The 17,279-nt window shown below is 72.9% G+C and carries 15 protein-coding genes; 6 read left to right on the forward strand and 9 right to left on the reverse strand.

What is annotated here, in order from left to right; all coding sequences use genetic code 11:
• The first annotated feature begins 2 nt into the window (after positions 1-2).
• Positions 3-611: a DUF998 domain-containing protein gene (locus D7147_RS01210; protein ID WP_120673376.1), complete on the forward strand. Its 609-nt coding sequence runs from the start codon at positions 3-5 to the stop codon at positions 609-611.
• On the opposite strand, the gene D7147_RS01215 is transcribed toward D7147_RS01210, so the two are convergent.
• Positions 589-1,992 (reverse strand): NAD(P)H-quinone dehydrogenase, encoded by a 1,404-nt coding sequence (locus tag D7147_RS01215; protein ID WP_120673377.1) that lies wholly within the window; start codon positions 1,990-1,992, stop codon positions 589-591. The genes D7147_RS01210 and D7147_RS01215 overlap by 23 nt on opposite strands.
• A 106-nt stretch (positions 1,993-2,098) precedes the next feature.
• On the opposite strand from D7147_RS01215, the gene D7147_RS01220 reads away from it, so the two are divergent.
• On the forward strand, positions 2,099-2,554 hold the full coding sequence (locus tag D7147_RS01220; RefSeq protein ID WP_120673378.1) for a gamma-glutamylcyclotransferase: 456 nt from the start codon (positions 2,099-2,101) through the stop codon (positions 2,552-2,554).
• A 69-nt stretch (positions 2,555-2,623) separates the two neighbouring features.
• Here the strand turns inward: D7147_RS01220 and D7147_RS01225 are convergent, their stop codons facing one another.
• The 4 genes from D7147_RS01225 to D7147_RS01240 form a co-directional block, all read right to left on the reverse strand.
• On the reverse strand, positions 2,624-3,586 hold the full coding sequence (locus D7147_RS01225) for a GNAT family N-acetyltransferase (protein WP_120673379.1): 963 nt from the start codon (positions 3,584-3,586) through the stop codon (positions 2,624-2,626).
• 49 nt (positions 3,587-3,635) lie between these two features.
• Positions 3,636-4,397, reverse strand: a complete 762-nt coding sequence (locus D7147_RS01230; protein WP_120673380.1) for an SCO6745 family protein — start codon at positions 4,395-4,397, stop codon at positions 3,636-3,638.
• Between the two features lie 64 nt (positions 4,398-4,461).
• The gene (locus D7147_RS01235; protein ID WP_120673381.1) at positions 4,462-5,424 is read right to left on the reverse strand and encodes a hypothetical protein; all 963 of its coding nucleotides are present in this window, start codon (positions 5,422-5,424) and stop codon (positions 4,462-4,464) included.
• 4 nt (positions 5,425-5,428) lie between these two features.
• Positions 5,429-6,055, reverse strand: a complete 627-nt coding sequence (locus D7147_RS01240) for an MBL fold metallo-hydrolase (protein WP_120673382.1) — start codon at positions 6,053-6,055, stop codon at positions 5,429-5,431.
• Between the two features lie 112 nt (positions 6,056-6,167).
• On the opposite strand from D7147_RS01240, the gene D7147_RS01245 reads away from it, so the two are divergent.
• Positions 6,168-7,151, forward strand: a complete 984-nt coding sequence (locus tag D7147_RS01245) for a DUF4349 domain-containing protein (RefSeq protein ID WP_120673383.1) — start codon at positions 6,168-6,170, stop codon at positions 7,149-7,151.
• On the opposite strand, the gene D7147_RS01250 is transcribed toward D7147_RS01245, so the two are convergent.
• On the reverse strand, positions 7,105-8,367 hold the full coding sequence (locus tag D7147_RS01250; RefSeq protein ID WP_120673384.1) for an amidohydrolase: 1,263 nt from the start codon (positions 8,365-8,367) through the stop codon (positions 7,105-7,107). The two genes, D7147_RS01245 and D7147_RS01250, sit on opposite strands and share 47 nt — an antisense overlap.
• Before the next feature lie 615 nt (positions 8,368-8,982).
• On the reverse strand, positions 8,983-10,566 hold the full coding sequence (locus tag D7147_RS01255) for an acyl-CoA mutase large subunit family protein (RefSeq protein ID WP_120673385.1): 1,584 nt from the start codon (positions 10,564-10,566) through the stop codon (positions 8,983-8,985).
• Positions 10,567-10,767: 201 nt separating this feature from the next.
• Between D7147_RS01255 and D7147_RS01260 the strand changes: the two genes are divergently transcribed.
• Positions 10,768-12,822 (forward strand): serine/threonine-protein kinase, encoded by a 2,055-nt coding sequence (locus tag D7147_RS01260; RefSeq protein WP_120673386.1) that lies wholly within the window; start codon positions 10,768-10,770, stop codon positions 12,820-12,822.
• 82 nt (positions 12,823-12,904) lie between these two features.
• Positions 12,905-14,572 carry a phospho-sugar mutase gene (locus D7147_RS01265; protein WP_120673387.1) on the forward strand — a complete coding sequence of 556 codons (1,668 nt, stop codon included), beginning with the start codon at positions 12,905-12,907 and terminating at the stop codon, positions 14,570-14,572.
• 140 nt (positions 14,573-14,712) lie between these two features.
• Here the strand turns inward: D7147_RS01265 and D7147_RS01270 are convergent, their stop codons facing one another.
• Together D7147_RS01270 and upp are read right to left on the reverse strand one after the other, a co-directional pair.
• The gene (locus D7147_RS01270) at positions 14,713-15,390 is read right to left on the reverse strand and encodes a GOLPH3/VPS74 family protein (RefSeq protein ID WP_120673388.1); all 678 of its coding nucleotides are present in this window, start codon (positions 15,388-15,390) and stop codon (positions 14,713-14,715) included.
• Between the two features lie 165 nt (positions 15,391-15,555).
• Entirely contained in the window at positions 15,556-16,188 is a 633-nt protein-coding gene (gene upp, locus D7147_RS01275; RefSeq protein ID WP_120673389.1) for a uracil phosphoribosyltransferase, read from the reverse strand.
• Positions 16,189-16,314: 126 nt separating this feature from the next.
• Between upp and deoC the strand changes: the two genes are divergently transcribed.
• Positions 16,315-17,274, forward strand: coding sequence for a deoxyribose-phosphate aldolase (gene deoC, locus D7147_RS01280; RefSeq protein ID WP_120673390.1), 960 nt, complete (start codon positions 16,315-16,317; stop codon positions 17,272-17,274).
• Positions 17,275-17,279: the final 5 nt, after the last annotated feature.

Consider the following 17,279-nt stretch of genomic DNA (forward strand, 5'->3'; position numbering starts at 1 on the left):
GCATGCCTGGAACGCGGAACTCGGGCCTGCTGGCCCTCGGCGGGATCGCCCTCGCGGCGCTGCTCGCCGTGATCGGTCACGTCGAGGTGAACGAGGATCTCTCGCCCTGGTCGCTGACCGTCAGCGACTACGCCGTCTCCGACCGCGGTGGCGTCATCGACGTCGCCATGGTGGTGCTGGCCCTCGCCACGGCGGCCCTGCTACCCGCGCTGCGCCGAGCGGGCGCGACCCGCCGGGTCGGGGTTCTGCTGCTGGCCTGGATCGGGGGCCTGCTGCTCGCCGCGGTCGTGCCGACCAACGAGCCGGGGCTGCCGATGGACGCGGCGGCGTACGTGCACCGGTACGCCTCGGTCGTCGCCTTCCTGGCCCTGCCCGTCGGCGGCTGGCTGCTGGCCGGTCGGCTGCCCCACCCCGCCGCCCGCTGGGTACGCGGACTCGCCCTCACCAGCCTGCTGCTCGCGGCGACCATGGTCTGGTCGGCCTACCCGGGCGACCGGATGCTGATCGGCCTGGTCGAACGGGTCCTCATCCTGACCGAGGTCACCCTGATCGCGTTCCTGGCGGCGGCGGTGGCCGGGGTCCGACCGCTCACTCCAGCACGTGGAGCATGAGCTGGCGGGCCGCCTCCGTGATCGATCCGGAGAGGCTCGGATAGATGGTGATGGTCTGGGCCAGCTCGTTGACGGTGAGGTTGTTCTCCACCGCCATGGTGATCGGCAGGATGAGTTCGCTCGCCTTGGGAGCCACCACCACTCCGCCGATCACCTGGCCACTGGCGGGACGGCAGAAGAGCTTCACGAAACCGTCGGCGAGGTCGTCCATCTTGGCCCGGGCGTTGCCCGCCAGCGGCAGCATCACCTGCCGGGCCGGGACCGTTCCGGCGTCCACCTCGTTCTGCGAGACGCCCACCGTGGCCAGCTCGGGGGAGGTGAAGGCGTTCGCGGCGACGGTCCGCAGCCGCAGCGGGCGGACGGCCTCACCGAGCGCGTGCCACATCGCGATCCGGCCCTGCATGGCCGCGACGCTGGCCAGCGCCAGCACACCGGTGCAGTCGCCGGCGGCGTAGATGCCCGGCACGTTCGTCCGAGACACCCGGTCGACTGTCACGTAGCCACCCCGGCCCAGCTCGACGCCGTACTCGGCGAGGCCGAGGCCGGCGGTGTTGGGGATGGAGCCGACCGTGATCAGCGCGTGCGAGCCGTACACCTTGCGACCGTCGGAGAGCTCGACCTCGACGCCGTCCTCGGTGCGGCGGACCGCGTCGGCGCGGGAGTTGTTCAGGATGCTCATGCCCTTGGCGCGGAAGACCCGCTCGATCGCCTGCGCCGCGTCGGCGTCCTCCTGCGGCATGACCCGGTCCCGGCTGGACACCAGGGTCACCTCGACGCCCATCCCGAGGTACGCGCTGGCGAACTCGGCGCCGGTCACCCCGGAGCCGACCACGATCAGGTGCTCGGGCAGCTCGGGCAGGTCGTACACCTGACGCCAGGTGAGGATCCGCTCGCCGTCGGGAAGAGCGGTCGGCAGTTGGCGCGGGGTGGCGCCGGTCGCGAAGAGGACCGTGGACGCGTCGATGGTGTATTCGTCGGCACCGTCGGTGGGGCTGACCACCACGCGGTGCGTGTGACCGAGCGTGTCCTCACCGAGGCGGGCGGTGCCGGCCACGAAGGTGACCCCGGCCTTCAGCAGCTTCGCGTGGATGTCCGCGGACTGGGCGAGCGCGAGCCGCTTCACCCGATGGTGCACGGCGGGGGCGTCGACGGTGACCGCCTCCAGCCCGTCGGAGTGCACCCCGAACTCCTCGGTGTCCCGGTAGCCGGTCACCACCTGCGAGCTCGCGATGAAGGTCTTCGACGGTACGCAGTCGGAGAGCACGCAGGCTCCGCCGGCCCCCTCGGCCTCCACCACTGTGACGTCGGCGTCCAGTTGCGCGGCGACCAGGGCCGCCTCGTAGCCGGCCGGCCCGCCGCCGATGATCACGATCCGGCTCACCGCACTCGCCCTTCGTCGATGCTCACAGTGACTTTCTTCTCCTGAACGCGTCCGACACGCACCGTCGTATTCTCCCCCACCCGTCCGCCGGGCTATCGTCATCGCCGTGCGTCTTCACGCCGCCTACGGCTCAAACCTCGACCCCGGTCGAATGCGTGCCTACTGCCCGCACTCGCCGATGGTGGGCACCGGCTGGCTCGAGGGCTGGCGGCTGACCTTCGCCGGCGAGGACGTCATCGGCTGGGAGGGCGCGGTCAGCACCCTCGTCGAGTCCCCCGGCGACCGGGTCTTCGTGGCGCTCTACGACATCCACCCGTACGACGCCGCTCAGCTCGACGAGATCGAGGGCGTCACCTCCGGCACGTACCGCAAGCTGCACGTCCGCGTCTCGACCCTCGACGGCGACCTGACCGCGTGGATCTACGTCTTCGACGGCTACGAGGGTGGACTGCCGACCTCGTGGTACCTGTCGGAGATCGTGAACGCCGCGGAGAAGGCGGGCGCGCCGGACGACTACGTCTCCGATTTGCGGTCTCGCCCCACCGGCACCGCCTCGGCGTAACGTTCGCACGCCTGCAGTCTCCTCCGGGCCGGTCCCCGGTCGCACGGCGGCCCCGGCCCGGGTCGCCTATCACACACCCGTGGCGGCGACCGTCCGCTCGTACATGTCGGTCCAGCGCACCTCGCGCAGCCCCACGGACTGGTAGAGGGTCACCGGGGTGGTCGGGTTGGCCAGGTCGACCCCCAGCCCGGCCGCGGTACGACCCTTGCCGGCGTAGACCGCGAACGCCCGGCGCAGCAGCGCCGCCCCCACCCCGCGCCGCCGGTACGCGGGCAGCACCGACAGCGTGCGCACCCAGCCCATCTCCTGTTCCAGGGCCTGGTCGGAGGATTGGAGGGCGCCGGCCGGCACGCCGTCGACCTCGGCGACGAACCACTCGTCCCAGACCTTGCCGTACGACGGCAGCTGCTCGCGCCACTGCGCGAAACCGACGGGCTCGTAGTCCGGGGTGTCCCGGAACGCGGTGTCGAAGATCCGGTGGAACAGGCGCAGGTCGGCCTCGTCGTCGGCGACCAGCGGACGGACGGTCACCCCGGGCGGGGGCGCCGGTTCGGCGGAGAGATCGGCGAGGGAGCGGGTCATCCGGACGTACCGCTTGATCCGGGTGAAGCCGGCCTCGACCAGCTCGCCGGCCCAGCGGGTCTCCGGGGCGAAGACCCCGGTGCGGGCGGTGAGGTGGGGCAGGCCCCGCTCGGCCGCCCGCTCGGCGACCCGGTCGAGCAGCCGTGCCAGCAGCGGGGCCCGCAGGTCGGCCCCACGGTCGGGGTCCACGAGGACGTCCACCCACTCGCGGCCCACGCCGGTCGGGTTGCTCAGGATCGCCCACGCCGTCACCGTGCCGTCCGGATCGGTGACCAGCCAGGAGTCCCGGGCCGGGTCGACGAAGGGGGCGGTCAGCGCGTCCCGGACGTCCTCGGCGTCGAAGTCGGGGTAGCCGACGGCGAAGACGTCGGCGGCGTGCACCACCTTCAGGATCGCCGGTACGTCGTCGGCGGTGGGGCGGCGGGCGGTCCAACCGGCGGGGAGCGTCACGCGGCCGATCCTGACAGGCGGCGCAGCGTCGCGCCGCCCATTTTCCGACTCAGGCGGCGGGCTGGGAGCGGGTCGCCGGGCCGAGGTGCGCCCGGGCGGCGCGCAGCAGCTCCACCAGCTCGGCGCCGTCGACCGGCCCGAGCGCCGCGAACGCCGGTGCGGCCAGCCGGTGGGTCACCGCCTCGGCCCAGAGCCGACGCCGGACCAGCGGACCCACCGGCGGGTACGGCGGCGGCCAGCCACACGCCATCGCGCCCGCCTCCCCCTCCGGCCCGGCGAGCACCGCCTCCAGCGGGGTCATCCCACTGGCCCGCACGGCGAGCAGGTGCGCGCCGGTGAAGTACTCGCGGAGCAGACGCAGCGCCACCGCGGCGCGGGCGCCGGCGTTGCGGTTCGGCACCGGCATCGCGCGTCCGGCGGCGAAGAGCGGCATGCCGCTGGCGTCCGCGGCGTGCACCGCCCGTTCGAGCAGCCCGACGAGCCGGTCGATCCGGGGAAGGTCGTCCAGGTGCTGCGTACCCCACCGGCAGCACTCGGCGAGTGTCGCGGCGGCCACTTCGGAGGGCCGGACCGTGCGCGCGGCCCCGTCCCAGCCGTCCGCCACCGCGTCGGGGGCGAGGAAGCCGAGCACGGCGGCGACCGTCTCGGCGCGTACGTCGCCGAGCGCTCCGGCCCGGCCGGTGACGTAGAAGGCCCAGCCGGAGATGCCGAGCAGCCGGGCCCGACGCAAGGTGACCGGGCAGCGGCTGTAGGCGTCGCCCAGGACGAGCACCAGGGGTTTGCTGGTCGCGGCGATCTGCTCCGGCGTCATCGGGCCGCCCCGCGCGCGTCGGAACCGGCCCGCCCCGCCCGCACCACATCGAAGTCCATCGGCGTCAGTCTGCCTCGCCGGCGCCCGGGCCGGAATCCCCCTCCTCGGCATCGAGCGCCTCCACGGCCGCCTCCACCTCACCGGTGCGCCGCCGGGCCGCGCTGAGCGCCCGCTCCGCCCCACGGCGGGCCAGCTTGGCCCGGCTCAGCTCCTGCTCGGCGACCGCCCGCCGCCGCTCCAGCTCGGCCAGTTCGGTCTCGATCTCGCCGAGGGCGGCGTCGCCGTCCTGCGCGACCTCCGCCGCGGCGGCCAGCTCCGCCTCGGCCCGCTCCTGGTCGGCACGGGCCTTCGCCAGCTCACGGTCCAACGCCCGACGTCGCCGGGCCCGTTCGGCGCGCGCCTCCCGCTCGGCGCGTTCCGCGGCCCGCTCGGCCGCCCGCCCGCCCGGTGTCCGCTGGGCGGGGGCTCGGCCGGCCTCCTGCCGCCGCTGCTCCTCCTCCTCGTCCTCGCCGCCGGTCACCAGGCGCAGCTGCGGGCGGGGCACCTCACCGAAGCCGGCGTAGCTGGCCGCCCGGAGCAGTCGGCCGGCGCGTACCTGCTCGGCGACCTCGGTGTCGGAGAGCGCTGCGTTGAGCGTCGCCTCCACCTCGGTCAGGGGCAGCTTCCCGGTCGACGGGGCGCCGGGCTCCTCGGCGGCCAGCTTGCGGACCTCGGCGAGGAGCGCGCCGACCACCGCCCGTCGCTGCGCGGAGAGTTCCCGTAGCCGGGGGCCACGCAGCTCCCGTTGCGCCGAGCGCAGCGCCTCGGCGAGCTGCGCGAGGTCGGCGACCAGCTCGGGTCGGCGGATGGCGAGCAGGTTCACCAGCCAGGCGGCCACCGTGGGGCGGCGCAGTCGGGCGATCTGACGGGCGGTCGCCGGGTCACCCGCCCGGCGCGCCTCCGCCGCGGCGGCGTCCCGAGCCGCGACGAACCGGTCCGGCGGCGTGCGGTAGAGCTGCTGGACGAGCTCGGGCGGGGGGCCGGGCATCGGCTCAGGCGTCCAGCCGGGTGCCCGGTTCCAGCCGCCGGTAGTCCGTCCGGGAGAGGGCCGTGTACTGCCGGTCGAGCACGCCGAAGCCGTTCTCGTTGAGCAGCGCGTCGTGCAGGGCGTAGACGCGGCGGGGCGCGACCGCCCGGATGAAGTCGACCACCTCGGAGAACTTCGACCAGGGGGCGTGGATCGGCGCGAAGAGCGTGTCGACCGGGAGGTCCGGTACCACCAGGGCGTCCCCGGGGTGGTAGACCACGTCGTTGATCAGGTATCCCAGGTTCTCCACCACCGGGATGTCCGGGTGGATCACGGCGTGCTGCCCGCCGTAGGCGCGGACGGCCACCCCGGCGGCGGTGAACGACTCGCCCGGCCGGACCGGCCGCAACACCTCGGCCGCGTCGCCGAGCGGCGCGGAGAGCGAAGCCGGCCCGTGCACCGGGAAGGGCCGCCGGTCGAGCTGGGCGGTGATCGCCTGGAGGTTCAGGTGGTCCGGGTGCTCGTGGGTGATCAGCACCGCGTCCGCCCCGTCCAGCGCCGCGGGATCGCTGAAGCCGCCGGGGTCGATGACGAGCACTCCCCCGTCGTGCTCCACCCGCAGGCAGGAGTGGGCGTACTTGGTGAGCTGCATCGTGACTCCTCGATTATCGAATCGTGACGTCCTCAGCGCAGTCTGCCGGAACCGGCGTACTGACGCGCCGCGTCCGAGCTATCGGCCGTCGGGCGAGCGGAGGAGAGCTGAGATGGACCTACGGGACAGGCGGCGTCGGGTGGTGCTGGTCGCGGCGCTGGTGGCGGCCCTCGCGGCGGGCGGTTGCAGCGCGTCCGGTGGAAGCGACGAGGCCACCTCGGCGGCCGGTGCGGGGACGGCGGAGCAGGGGCCGGCGGTCGCGCCGGACCAGGCGGGTGCGGGTGGTCCCGCCGCAGCCGGTACGGGAGCGCCGAACCTCCAGGTGGAGCAGCGCTCCATCATCTACACCGGAACGATGCTGGTCCGGGTCGACGATGTGGACGCGGCGGCGCGCTCCGCCGTCGCGGCGGTCACCGCGGCCGGCGGCTTCGTCGGCGGCGACCAGCGGACCAGTGTCGACGCCGACGCCCGGGCCGAGTTGAGCCTGCGGGTCCCGGCGGCGCGGTTCACCGGGATCGTCGACGAGCTGGCCGGGCTGGGCCGGCAGGAGCGGCGGGAGATCCGCACCGAGGACGTCACCGAGGAGACCATCGACCTGGACGCGCGGATCAGCACCCAGCGCGCCCGGGTGGAGAGCGGCCGGAAGCTGCTGGCCCGGGCCACCACGATCAGCGACCTGGTGTCGCTGGAGGGCGAGCTGGCGAAGCGGGAGGCGGACCTCGCCTCGTTGGAGGCGAAGAAGCGCCGGCTGGCCGACCTGACGGCGCTCTCCACCATCACGCTGACGCTGCTCGGGCCGGACGTGAGCACGGCGGACGAGGAGACCGAGCTGGGCTTCACGGTCGGGCTGAGCGGCGGTTGGAAGGTCTTCCTGGCCTCGATGACCCTCCTGCTGACCGTGCTCGGCGCGCTGCTGCCGTGGCTGGTCGTGCTCGGCGTACCGCTGGCGGTGCTGCTCGTGCTGCTGCGTCGCCGCCGGCGGCGGAACCCGCCGGCGGCGCCGGTCGGCGCGGCCCCTCCGCCGGGCGTCGGGCCGCAGCCCCCGCAGGTCAGCGGGGCGCAGCCTCCAGTGCCCGCAACGCGGTCTGCACCATGACCCGGATGCCGACGGGGATCGCCCGCTCGTCCACGTCGAACGACGCGCGGTGCAGGTCGACGTTGGGTCCGGACCGGCCGACGCCGAGCCGGGCCAGCGCGCCGGGGACGTACTCCAGGTACCAGGAGAAGTCCTCGCCGCCCATGCTCTGCGGGGTCTCCGCGACCCCCTCGGAGCCGAGGGCCGCGCTGGTGGCGGCGGTGAGGATCTGGATCGCCTTGGCGTCGTTGCTGACCGGCGGCCGGCCGCGGAGGTACTCCAGGTCGACAGTGGCGCCGGTCGGCGCGACCACGTCCCGGACCACCTGGCCGACGATCTTCGGCGCGAGTTCCCAGGTGTCGCGGTCCATCACCCGCAGGGTGCCGGCCGCGCACGCCTCGGACGGGATGACGTTGTAGCGGGTGCCGGCCGAGGCGTGGCCGAAGACCAGCAGCAGCCCGCTGTTGGCCGGCACGCGCCGGCTGACCAGGGCGGGCACCTCGGTGATGAGCCGGCCGAGCGCGTCGACCAGGTCGACGGTCAGGTGCGGACGCGCGGTGTGCCCGCCCGGCCCGGTGAGCCGGACGGTGACGTTGTCGGCGGCCGCGGTGATCGGACCGACCCGCAGGCCGATCCGGCCGACCGGCAGGTTGGGGTCGCAGTGCAGCGCGAAGATCTGCACCACGTCGTCCAGGCCCCCGGCCTCGATGACCTCGAGGGAACCGCAGGGCAGGATCTCCTCGGCCGGCTGGAAGATCAGCCTGACCCGGCCGTTGAGCGCGCCACGCTCGGCGAGCTGGCCGAGCAGCATCCCGACGCCGAGCATGATCGTCGTGTGCACGTCGTGGCCGCACGCGTGGCAGACGCCGTCCACGGTGGAGTGGTACGGCACGTCCTTGACGTCGGTCAGCGGCAGCGCGTCGATGTCGGCGCGGAGCGCGACCACCGGGCCGTCGGGGCGACCGTCGATGTCGCAGATCACCCCGTTGCCCTTGGGCAGCAGCCGCGGGTTGAGGCCGGCCATCGTGAGTTCCCGGGCGATCAGCGCCGCGGTGTCGAACTCCTGCCCGGAGAGCTCCGGGTGGGCGTGGATGTGACGGCGGGTCGCGATGAGGCCGGGTACGCGAAGGGCGAGCAGATCGTCCAGCTCGAACGGCAGGGGTTGGGACCCGGATGGCGTCTCCGGCCAGGACGACGCCAGCTGGCTGCCAGTGGGCAGCGTCAACGCACTCGTCACGTCGAAATCTCGTTCGTTAGTGATGGATGGATCATCATGAACAGCAGACAGCCTAGACCTCCGCCGGTGACGCTGCGCAACCTCGTTCCGGTAGTGATCGGAACGCGCAGAGTCACGAATGCCCTGCTGGGAGCGCTCGGAAGTCAGCGGCACAGCAGGTAGATCGCGTTCGGACGCTGCCATCTGCCGCATCACCTCCTACAACGCGTAACCGATCCACGGTCACGAGATCGAGCACTGGCACTCAGGGCCTTCGTTGCGAATTGTCGCATTAGTCAGCTTGATGAACATACACTCCGCCAATTAGCCGACCACTCTCCGCAACGAGCCGGACAGACGCTCACATGTGCCCGCGCACCGGAAGCGCACACGGTGTCCGTTCCGTTCACCCGGCCGGGGTACCCGCAAACCCCGCGGGCACACACCACGCGGGGATGGGGCAGCGTCGCCCCGCGACGTACGACGGCGTCGCGCGTACCGTGCCCGGGGGCCGGCGACGGGATGCGCCTACCCCGACTCTAGCGCTGCGCGAACGCTGCGAAATAGCGCCTGACCAGCTAAAACGCGACAGCCGACCGGACGGTGCGCGGCTGCCGGCGGCGGTCGGCGGGACGGTCAGAACCGGTCGCTGGGCCGGTACTGCCCCCACACCTCGCGCAGGGTCGCGCAGACCTCGCCCACCGTGGCCCGGGCGCGCAGCGCCTCCCGCATCGGATACAGCACGTTCTCCGTGCCGGCGGCCGCCGCACGCAGCTCGGCGAGGGTCCGCCGCACCGTCCCGGCGTCGCGCGTGCGCCGCAGCTCGGCCAGCCGCCCGGCCTGCGCCGACTCGATCGCCGGATCGACCCGCAGCGGCTCGTACGGCTCCTCCTCGTCGACGGCGAACCGGTTGAGTCCGACCACCACCCGCTCACCCGAGTCGATCTCCTGCGCGATCCGGTAGGCGGACTGCTCGATCTCCCGCTTCTGGAACCCGGCCTCGATCGCCTCCACCGCCGAGCCGTGCTCGAAGACCCGCGCCATCAGCTCCGTCGCCGCCGCCTCCACCTCCGCGGTCATCGCCTCGACGACGTACGAGCCGGCGAACGGGTCGACGGTGGCGGTCAGGTCCGTCTCGTACGCCAGCACCTGCTGGGTCCGCAGCGCGAGCCGGGCGGCCTTCTCCGTCGGCAGCGCGATGGCCTCGTCGAAGCTGTTGGTGTGCAGCGACTGGGTGCCGCCGAGCACCGCGGCCAACCCCTGCACCGCGACCCGGACCAGGTTCACCTCCGGCTGCTGGGCGGTGAGCTGCACCCCCGCGGTCTGGGTGTGGAAGCGCAGCATCATCGACTTCGGATTGCTCGCCCCGAACTCGTCGCGCATGAGCCGGGCCCAGATCCGCCGGGCGGCGCGGAACTTCGCCACCTCCTCCAGCAGGGTCGTACGGGCCACGAAGAAGAACGAGAGCCGGGGCGCGAAGTCGTCGACCGCCAGCCCCGCCGCGAGCGCGGCGCGCACGTACTCCACGCCGTTCGCCAGGGTGAACGCGATCTCCTGCACGGGGCTCGCGCCGGCCTCCGCCATGTGGTAGCCGGAAATGGAGATGGTGTTCCACCTCGGCACCTCGCTGCGGCAGTAGCCGAACGTGTCGGCCACCAGCCGCAGCGAGGGCTTCGGCGGGAAGATGTAGGTCCCCCGGGCGATGTACTCCTTGAGGATGTCGTTCTGGATGGTCCCGTTCAACGCCGACCCCGCGACGCCGTTCTCCTCGGCGACCAGCTGGTAGAGCAGCAGGAGCACCGAGCCAGGCGCGTTGATGGTCATCGAGGTGGAGACCCGGTCCAGTGGAATGCCGGCGAAGAGCAGCCGCATGTCCTCGATGGAGTCGATCGCCACCCCGACCTTGCCGACCTCACCGTGCGCGATCGGGTCGTCGGAGTCGTACCCCATCTGGGTCGGCAGGTCGAAGGCGACGGAGAGGCCCGTCGTGCCGGCCCGCATCAACTGGTGGTAACGGGCGTTGGACTCGGTGGCGGTACCGAAGCCGGCGTACTGGCGCATGGTCCACGGGCGCGACGTGTACATGGTCGGATGGACCCCGCGCGTGTACGGGAACTCGCCCGGGTCGCCGAGCCGGGAGTCCAGCTCCTCCGGAAGGTCGCCGGAGCGGTAGACGTCCTCGATCGGAAAGCCGGACTCGCTCGACCGCCGTTGGCTCATCACCGGATGGTAGGAGCCACGACGGCCGGGGGTGAGGGAGCACGCACACCGAGTCCCGGAAGTTCGACCGGACGTGAACGGCCGGGTACGTACCGTTGACTTCGATAAACGTCCGAGCGTCGGCTTTCGCATCGGGCGTCGGAACAAGCAAGATAGGGAGGTTGTGTCCCAGCCCCCTCGATATCCCCCGGTGGCTTTTCTGTGACTCAGATCCCGACCTGGAGCGGCGGACCTGTCAGTCCCCCCAGCGGACGCGCGGCACCCGGCACCACCATCGGTGGTCGCTACGAGCTGCGCTCCGCGGTGGGCAACGGCGGCATGGGTACGGTCTGGCGCGCGACAGACACCCTGCTGCGCCGCGACGTCGCGGTGAAGGAGGTCGTCCTCCCCCCGGGGTTGGCCCCCAGCGACCGCGACGCCATGTACGAACGCACCCTCCGTGAGGCCCGCGCGGCCGCCGCGATCCAACACCCCGCAGTCGTGCAGGTCTACGACGTGGTCACCGAGAGTGGCCGCCCGTGGATCGTGATGGAGCTGCTGGACGCCCGCAGCCTCGCCGACATGGTGATCGAGGACGGGCCGGTCGCGCCCCGCGTCGTCGCCAAGATCGGAATCGCGCTGCTCGGCGCGCTGGAGGTGGCGCACGCCATCGGTGTGCTGCACCGCGACGTCAAGCCGGCCAACGTGCTGATCTGCACCGACGGCCGCTGCGTGCTCACCGACTTCGGCGTGGCCCGGATGCCCACCGACGTGCAGCTCACCACGCCCGGCATGGTGCTCGGCTCACCGCACTTCATCTCTCCCGAGCGGGCCATGGGCCAGGATTTCGGCCCACCCAGTGACCTCTTCTCGCTCGGCGTGACGCTCTACACGGCCGTCGAGGGGCGCCCGCCGTTCGACAAGGGCGACCCGATCGAGACCATGCACGCGGTGGTCGAGGACCCGCCCGCCCCGCCGCAGCGCAGCGGCCCGCTGACCGGGGTGCTGATGGGCCTGCTGGAGAAGGACCCGGCGCGCCGGCTGGACGTGCACGGCGCCCGGGCCATGCTCCGCGAACTGCTGGCCGGGGCGCTGAGCAACAACGCCGCCGCCGTGCACTCGATGACCGACCCGTACTCGGTGGTGCCGCTGCAGCGGCCGGTCACGCCCCCGCCGGCGATCCAGCCGGAGCCGAAGCCGAACGCCCAGATCGGCGGCCGGGCCATGCTCGCCCCCGAGGAGTCGCTGACCGACCGGCTGGCCGCGCTGCGCCGAGGTGAGCGGCCGCAGCCGACCACCGCCCCGGGGGTGGGAGCCCTCGACGAGACCAGCGCCGACGCGCTGGCGGGGCCGCTGCACACGCCCACCGGGGCGATGCCCGGCCCGGGCCTGCCGACCGCCGGTCGTACCTACGGAGGCCCGGACGCCACCCAGCGGGTGACCGCCCAGCCCGACGCGACCCAGCCGGTGACCTGGGGCGTCCGGCCCGACGCCACCCAGGCGGTCCCCTACACGACCGCTCCCGAGGCGACCCAGCGGATGGGTGGCACCTACGGCGGCGGCCAGTGGTCGGTGCCGGGCACCGGCCAGGCGTGGACCTCGCCCGGCAACCCGCCCCAGGAGGGCGGGAACCTGGGCGACCGGGTCCGCCGGATGGGCGCCGAGCTGGTCCGTACGGTCAAGGGGTGGCCGCGCAACGTCCAGCTGGCCGCGGCCGGCGGCCTCGCCGTGGTGCTGCTGATTCTGGTGATCGTCGTCGCCACCGGTGGCGACGACGAGACTCCGAACGCTCCGCAGGCCCAGCCGACCGCAACGGCACCTGCCGGACCGGGGGTCGAGATGCAGGAGCACGCCGCCCGGGGTGTCCAGGTGATGGTGCCGAAGGGCTGGAAGAAGGCGACCGGCGGCGTCTACATCGACTACATCGACCCCGAGGACAGCGGGCGCAAGGTCCGGGTCCTCACCGAGAAGTTCGGCGGCGACAGCTCGATGCGCTGGGCCGAGATCGCCGCGAACGGGCTCAAGTCGGCGAAGAGCTGTGCCAAGCCGTACAGCCAGATCGAGATGACGGACCAGGAGCTGGCCGGGAAGCCGGCCGCCGAGTTCGAGTACACCTGCGGCGAGGGTGACAGCATGCGGCACGGTGTGTGGCGCGGCGTGGTCAGCGACGGGAAGATCTACTCGTTCTACCTGACCGCGACCGACAGCCGGTTCACGGAGAGCAAGCCGATCTTCGACGAGATGGTACGGACCTTCAAGCTCACCGACGCCAGCTGAGCTGGGCTACGGCGGCAGTGGCGTGACCGGCTGAGCCGGAGGGAAGTGTCGGCGGTGCTCCGCCGGCGTGCTATCAAGAGGCATGCCGGCGGAGACCACTGACATCGATGACATTCGCGAGCAAGCGCGGCGCTGGCTCGACGACGACCCGGATCCGGCGAGCCGGACGGAGCTACAGGCGGTCCTCGACCGGTTGCCGGGAAGCGCTCCGGACCTCGCCGACCGGTTCTCCGGTCCGTTGACCTTCGGCACCGCGGGCCTGCGTGGGCCGCTGCGGGCCGGGCCGAACGGGATGAACCTCGCGGTGGTCACCCAGGCCGCTGCCGGGCTGGTCGGCTGGCTCGCCGCCCAGGGCGGCACCGGTCCGCTGGTGATCGGGTACGACGCCCGGCACGGCTCCCGGGAGTTCGCCGAACGCACCGCCCGGATCGCCACCGGGGCGGGACGGCCCGCGCTGCTGCTGCCCCGCCCGCTACCGACCCCCGTGCTCGCGTACGCGGTGCGCCGGCTCGACGCGGTGGCCGGGGTGATGGTCACCGCCAGTCACAATCCGCCGCAGGACAACGGCTACAAGGTCTACCTCGGCGCGCAGCTGGGCGGGGCGCTCGGCGCTGGCGCGCAGATCGTGCCGCCCGCCGACGCCGGGATCGAGGCCGCCATCCGGGCCGTCGGCCCGCTGACCGAGGTGCCGCTCGGCCCGCCCGGTCAGGTGCTCGGCGACGACCTGGTCGCCTCCTACGTGCAACAGGTCGCGTCGGTGATCGCGCCGGACGGCTCCCGGGACCTCGCCGTGGCGTACACCCCGCTGCACGGGGTGGGTGCGGCCGTCCTGACCGCGGCCTTCGCCCGGGCCGGCTTCCCGGTGCCGGGGATCGTGCCGGAGCAGGCCGAACCGGATCCGGAGTTCCCCACCGTCTCCTTCCCCAACCCGGAGGAGCCGGGCGCGGTGGACCTGCTCGTGGGGCTCGCGAACGCGACCGACGCGGACCTCGCCATCGCCAACGACCCGGACGCGGACCGCTGCGCGGTGGCGGTACGCGACGGCGGATCCGGCTGGCGGATGCTCCGCGGTGACGAGGTGGGGGTACTCCTCGCCGACCACCTGATGCGGCGCGGGGTCAAGGGGCTCTACGCCACCACGATCGTGTCGTCGTCACTGCTGCGGGCGATGTGCGCCGCGCGCGGACTGCCGTACGACGAGACGCTGACCGGGTTCAAGTGGATCGTCCGGGCGGGCGGCGGTACGGAGCCGCTGGTCTTCGGGTACGAGGAGGCGCTCGGCTACTGCGTCGCGCCGGAACTCGTCCGCGACAAGGACGGGATCAGCGCCGCGCTGACCGTCGCCGAACTGGCCGCCGGGCTGAAGGCGCAGGGGCGCTCCCTGACCGACCGGCTCGACGAGCTGGCCGCCGAGTTCGGGGTGCACCACACCGACCAGCTCTCGGTGCGGGTGGACGATCTGCGGCAGATCGCCGACGCGATGGCCCGGATCAGGGCGGCCACGCCGACGGCGCTGCTCGGGCAGCCGGTCGACACGGCCGAGGACCTGCTCCCCGAGGCGGACGTGGTGATCCTGCGTACCGCCACGGCGCGGGTGGTGATCCGTCCCTCCGGTACCGAGCCGAAGCTGAAGGCGTACCTGGAGGTGGTGGAGCCGGTCACCGGCGGCGACGTCCCCGCCGCCCGCACCCGCGCCCAGCAGGCAATCACCCACCTCCGCACAGAGATCGCCACCGCCCTCAACCTCTGACCCCACCCCTGTCGGTGTTGATCAAGAGCTTTGCGTCAGGAATCGCGGGGAACCTGACGCAAAGCTCTTGATCAACCGGGCGGGGGTCCGGGAAGCGGGGGGACGGGGTGGGACGGGGGGGACGGGGTGGGGGGTGGGGGTTAGCGGCGGGGGCCGAGGGCGGCGTCGACTGCCTGCGCCAGGGCGGCGACGACCAGGCCCACCGAGGGACGGACCACCGAGTCGTCCAGGCTGACCTCGCCGGAGAAACCGGCGCCGGTCGCGATCTCGGCCAGCCGGTGGCGGGCGGTCTCGGCGGCCTCCCCGCTCACCCCGAGCGCGGACTCCATGCGCAGCACCGCGACGAGCGTGGCCAGCGCGGCGGTCCGCTCGTCCGGGGCAACCCCGCTGGTGAGCGCGTCGGCCAGCCGGTGCCGGGTGTCGGCCTCGACGGTGGCGTCCAGCACCGGGTAGCGGTGCACGTGGATGAAGCCCAGTTCGGTCTCCTCCACGTCCCGGACCACGCCCTGGCTGCACAGGTCACCCAGGATCCGGTCGCGAAGGCCGTGCCGGAGCCGCTGCACCCAGGAGGACGGGGTGTGCGGGGTGTCCTCGGCTATTCGAGCCAGCACACCGTCGGCGACCGCCTCCCCGGTGGGCGTCGGGTCGACCGCCCTCAGGTTCCCGTCGGCGTACGCGATCCGGCCCGCGAGCGCCAACTCGATCAGTACCGCCGCGGCCATCCCCAGGTCGAGGCTGATCCGCGGCATCGTCGCCTTGCCCGTCTCGTCGTCGTACGCGAGGAGCAGCAGCTCTTCGGCGAGCGCAACACCAGTCATGGCCGCAGACGCTATCCCGTCCCCGCACCCCCCGCACCGGGCGCGCCGTCGCACCCCCGCGGTCGCGCACTCGTTCACGACAGAGAGGGCTCATTCAGCGTGGAATGAGCCCTCTCTGTCGTGCGATGTGGCCGTCGCCGGCTCGGCGCGGTGACGGCGCAGGGGTCAGAAGCGGGGCATGCCGCCGAACTGGCGGTCACCAGCGTCACCGAGACCGGGGACGATGAACCTCTCGTCGTTGAGGCCCTCGTCGATCGAGGCGGTGACCAGGCGCATCGGCAGCCCGGAGCGCTCCAGCCGCTCGATGCCGACCGGCGCGGCGAGCACGCAGAGCACGGTGATGTCGGTGCAGCCCCGGTCGGCGAGCAGGCGGCAGCAGTGCTCCAGCGATCCGCCGGTCGCGAGCATCGGGTCCAGCACCAGCACCGGCAGGCCGCTCAGGTCCCGGGGCAGCGACTCCATGTACGCGCGCGGCTCGAACGTCTTCTCGTCCCGGGCCAGCCCCACGAAGCCCATCGAGGACTCGGGCAGCAGGCCCAACGCGGCGTCGGCCATCCCCAGACCGGCCCGCAGCACCGGCACCAGCAGCGGCGGGTTCGCCAGCCGGGTGCCGTCGGTGCCGGTGACCGGCGTCTGAATGTCGTACCGCTCGACCGGGAAGGAGCGCGCCGCCTCGTACACCAGCATGGTGGTGAGTTCGTGCAGCGCCGCCCGGAAGGAGGCGGAGTCGGTGCGCTCGTCCCGCATGGCGGTCAGCCGGGACTGCGCCAGCGGGTGGTCAATGACGTGTACATCCACGATCGCTCAACCTACCGAACGGCCCGGCGCCGGCGTGCGGGGTGCGGCGCAGGGGCGACGCCGCTCACCCGTACCACCCGAACGTGACCAAGATCACTGGGTCGATGGATGCGTAGACTTCCCTGCATGACGGCGACAGCGACGTCGGCCCGGTCGGACCTCTCCGAGCTGGGACGATCCGAGACCGCTCTGCGGACCTTCCTGCACGGCCTGCCCGGCGTGGACCAGGTCGGCGCGGAGCAGCGGGCGGCACAGCTCGGCACCCGCTCCATCAAGACCACCGCCAAGGCCCAGGCGATCGACCTGGCGATCCGGATGGTCGACCTCACCACCCTCGAGGGCGCGGACACCCCGGGCAAGGTGCGGGCGTTGGCGGCGAAGGCCCTGCGCCCCGACCCGGCCGACCCGTCCTGCCCGCACGTCGGCGCGGTCTGCGTCTACCCGGCGATGGTGCCGTACGTCGCCGAGGTGCTGCGCGGCAGCAAGGTGCACCTGGCCAGCGTGGCGACCGCCTTCCCGTCCGGCCAGGCCCCGCTGGAGGTCAAGCTCGCCGACACCCGGGCGGCCGTCGAGGCCGGCGCCGACGAGATCGACATGGTGATCAACCGGGGCGCGTTCCTGGCCGGCCGCTACCAGGAGGTGTACGACGAGATCGTCGCCACCAAGGCGGCCTGCGGGGACGCCCACCTCAAGGTGATCCTGGAGACCGGTGAGCTCGCCACGTACGACAACGTGCGGCGCGCCTCCTGGCTGGCCATGCTGGCCGGCGGCGACTTCATCAAGACCTCCACCGGCAAGGTTCCGGTGGCCGCCACCCCGCCGGTGACGCTGGTGATGCTCGAGGCGGTGCGCGACTTCCGCGCCGCCACCGGCCGCCAGGTCGGCGTGAAGCCGGCGGGCGGGATCCGGACCACCAAGGATGCGATCAAATACCTGGTGATGGTGAACGAGACCGTCGGCCCGGACTGGCTGGACCCGGACTGGTTCCGCTTCGGCGCGTCCAGCCTCCTGAACGACCTGCTTATGCAGCGCACCAAGCTGACGACCGGTGTCTACGCCGGTCCCGACTACTTCACCCTGGACTGAGCCCG

This window comes from Micromonospora musae, assembly GCF_003626545.1.
Taxonomy (GTDB): Bacteria; Actinomycetota; Actinomycetes; order Mycobacteriales; family Micromonosporaceae; genus Micromonospora; species Micromonospora musae.

Coding starts and splice junctions, on each gene's coding strand:
- D7147_RS01210 (WP_120673376.1), top strand. CDS start 3: ATGCCTGGAACGCGGAACTCGGGCCTGCTGGCCCTCGGCGGGATCGCC.
- D7147_RS01230 (WP_120673380.1), bottom strand. CDS start 4,397: ATGACGCCGGAGCAGATCGCCGCGACCAGCAAACCCCTGGTGCTCGTC.
- D7147_RS01235 (WP_120673381.1), bottom strand. CDS start 5,424: ATGCCCGGCCCCCCGCCCGAGCTCGTCCAGCAGCTCTACCGCACGCCG.
- D7147_RS01240 (WP_120673382.1), bottom strand. CDS start 6,055: ATGCAGCTCACCAAGTACGCCCACTCCTGCCTGCGGGTGGAGCACGAC.
- D7147_RS01245 (WP_120673383.1), top strand. CDS start 6,168: ATGGACCTACGGGACAGGCGGCGTCGGGTGGTGCTGGTCGCGGCGCTG.
- D7147_RS01255 (WP_120673385.1), bottom strand. CDS start 10,566: ATGAGCCAACGGCGGTCGAGCGAGTCCGGCTTTCCGATCGAGGACGTC.
- D7147_RS01265 (WP_120673387.1), top strand. CDS start 12,905: ATGCCGGCGGAGACCACTGACATCGATGACATTCGCGAGCAAGCGCGG.
- D7147_RS01270 (WP_120673388.1), bottom strand. CDS start 15,390: ATGACTGGTGTTGCGCTCGCCGAAGAGCTGCTGCTCCTCGCGTACGAC.
- deoC (WP_120673390.1), top strand. CDS start 16,315: ATGACGGCGACAGCGACGTCGGCCCGGTCGGACCTCTCCGAGCTGGGA.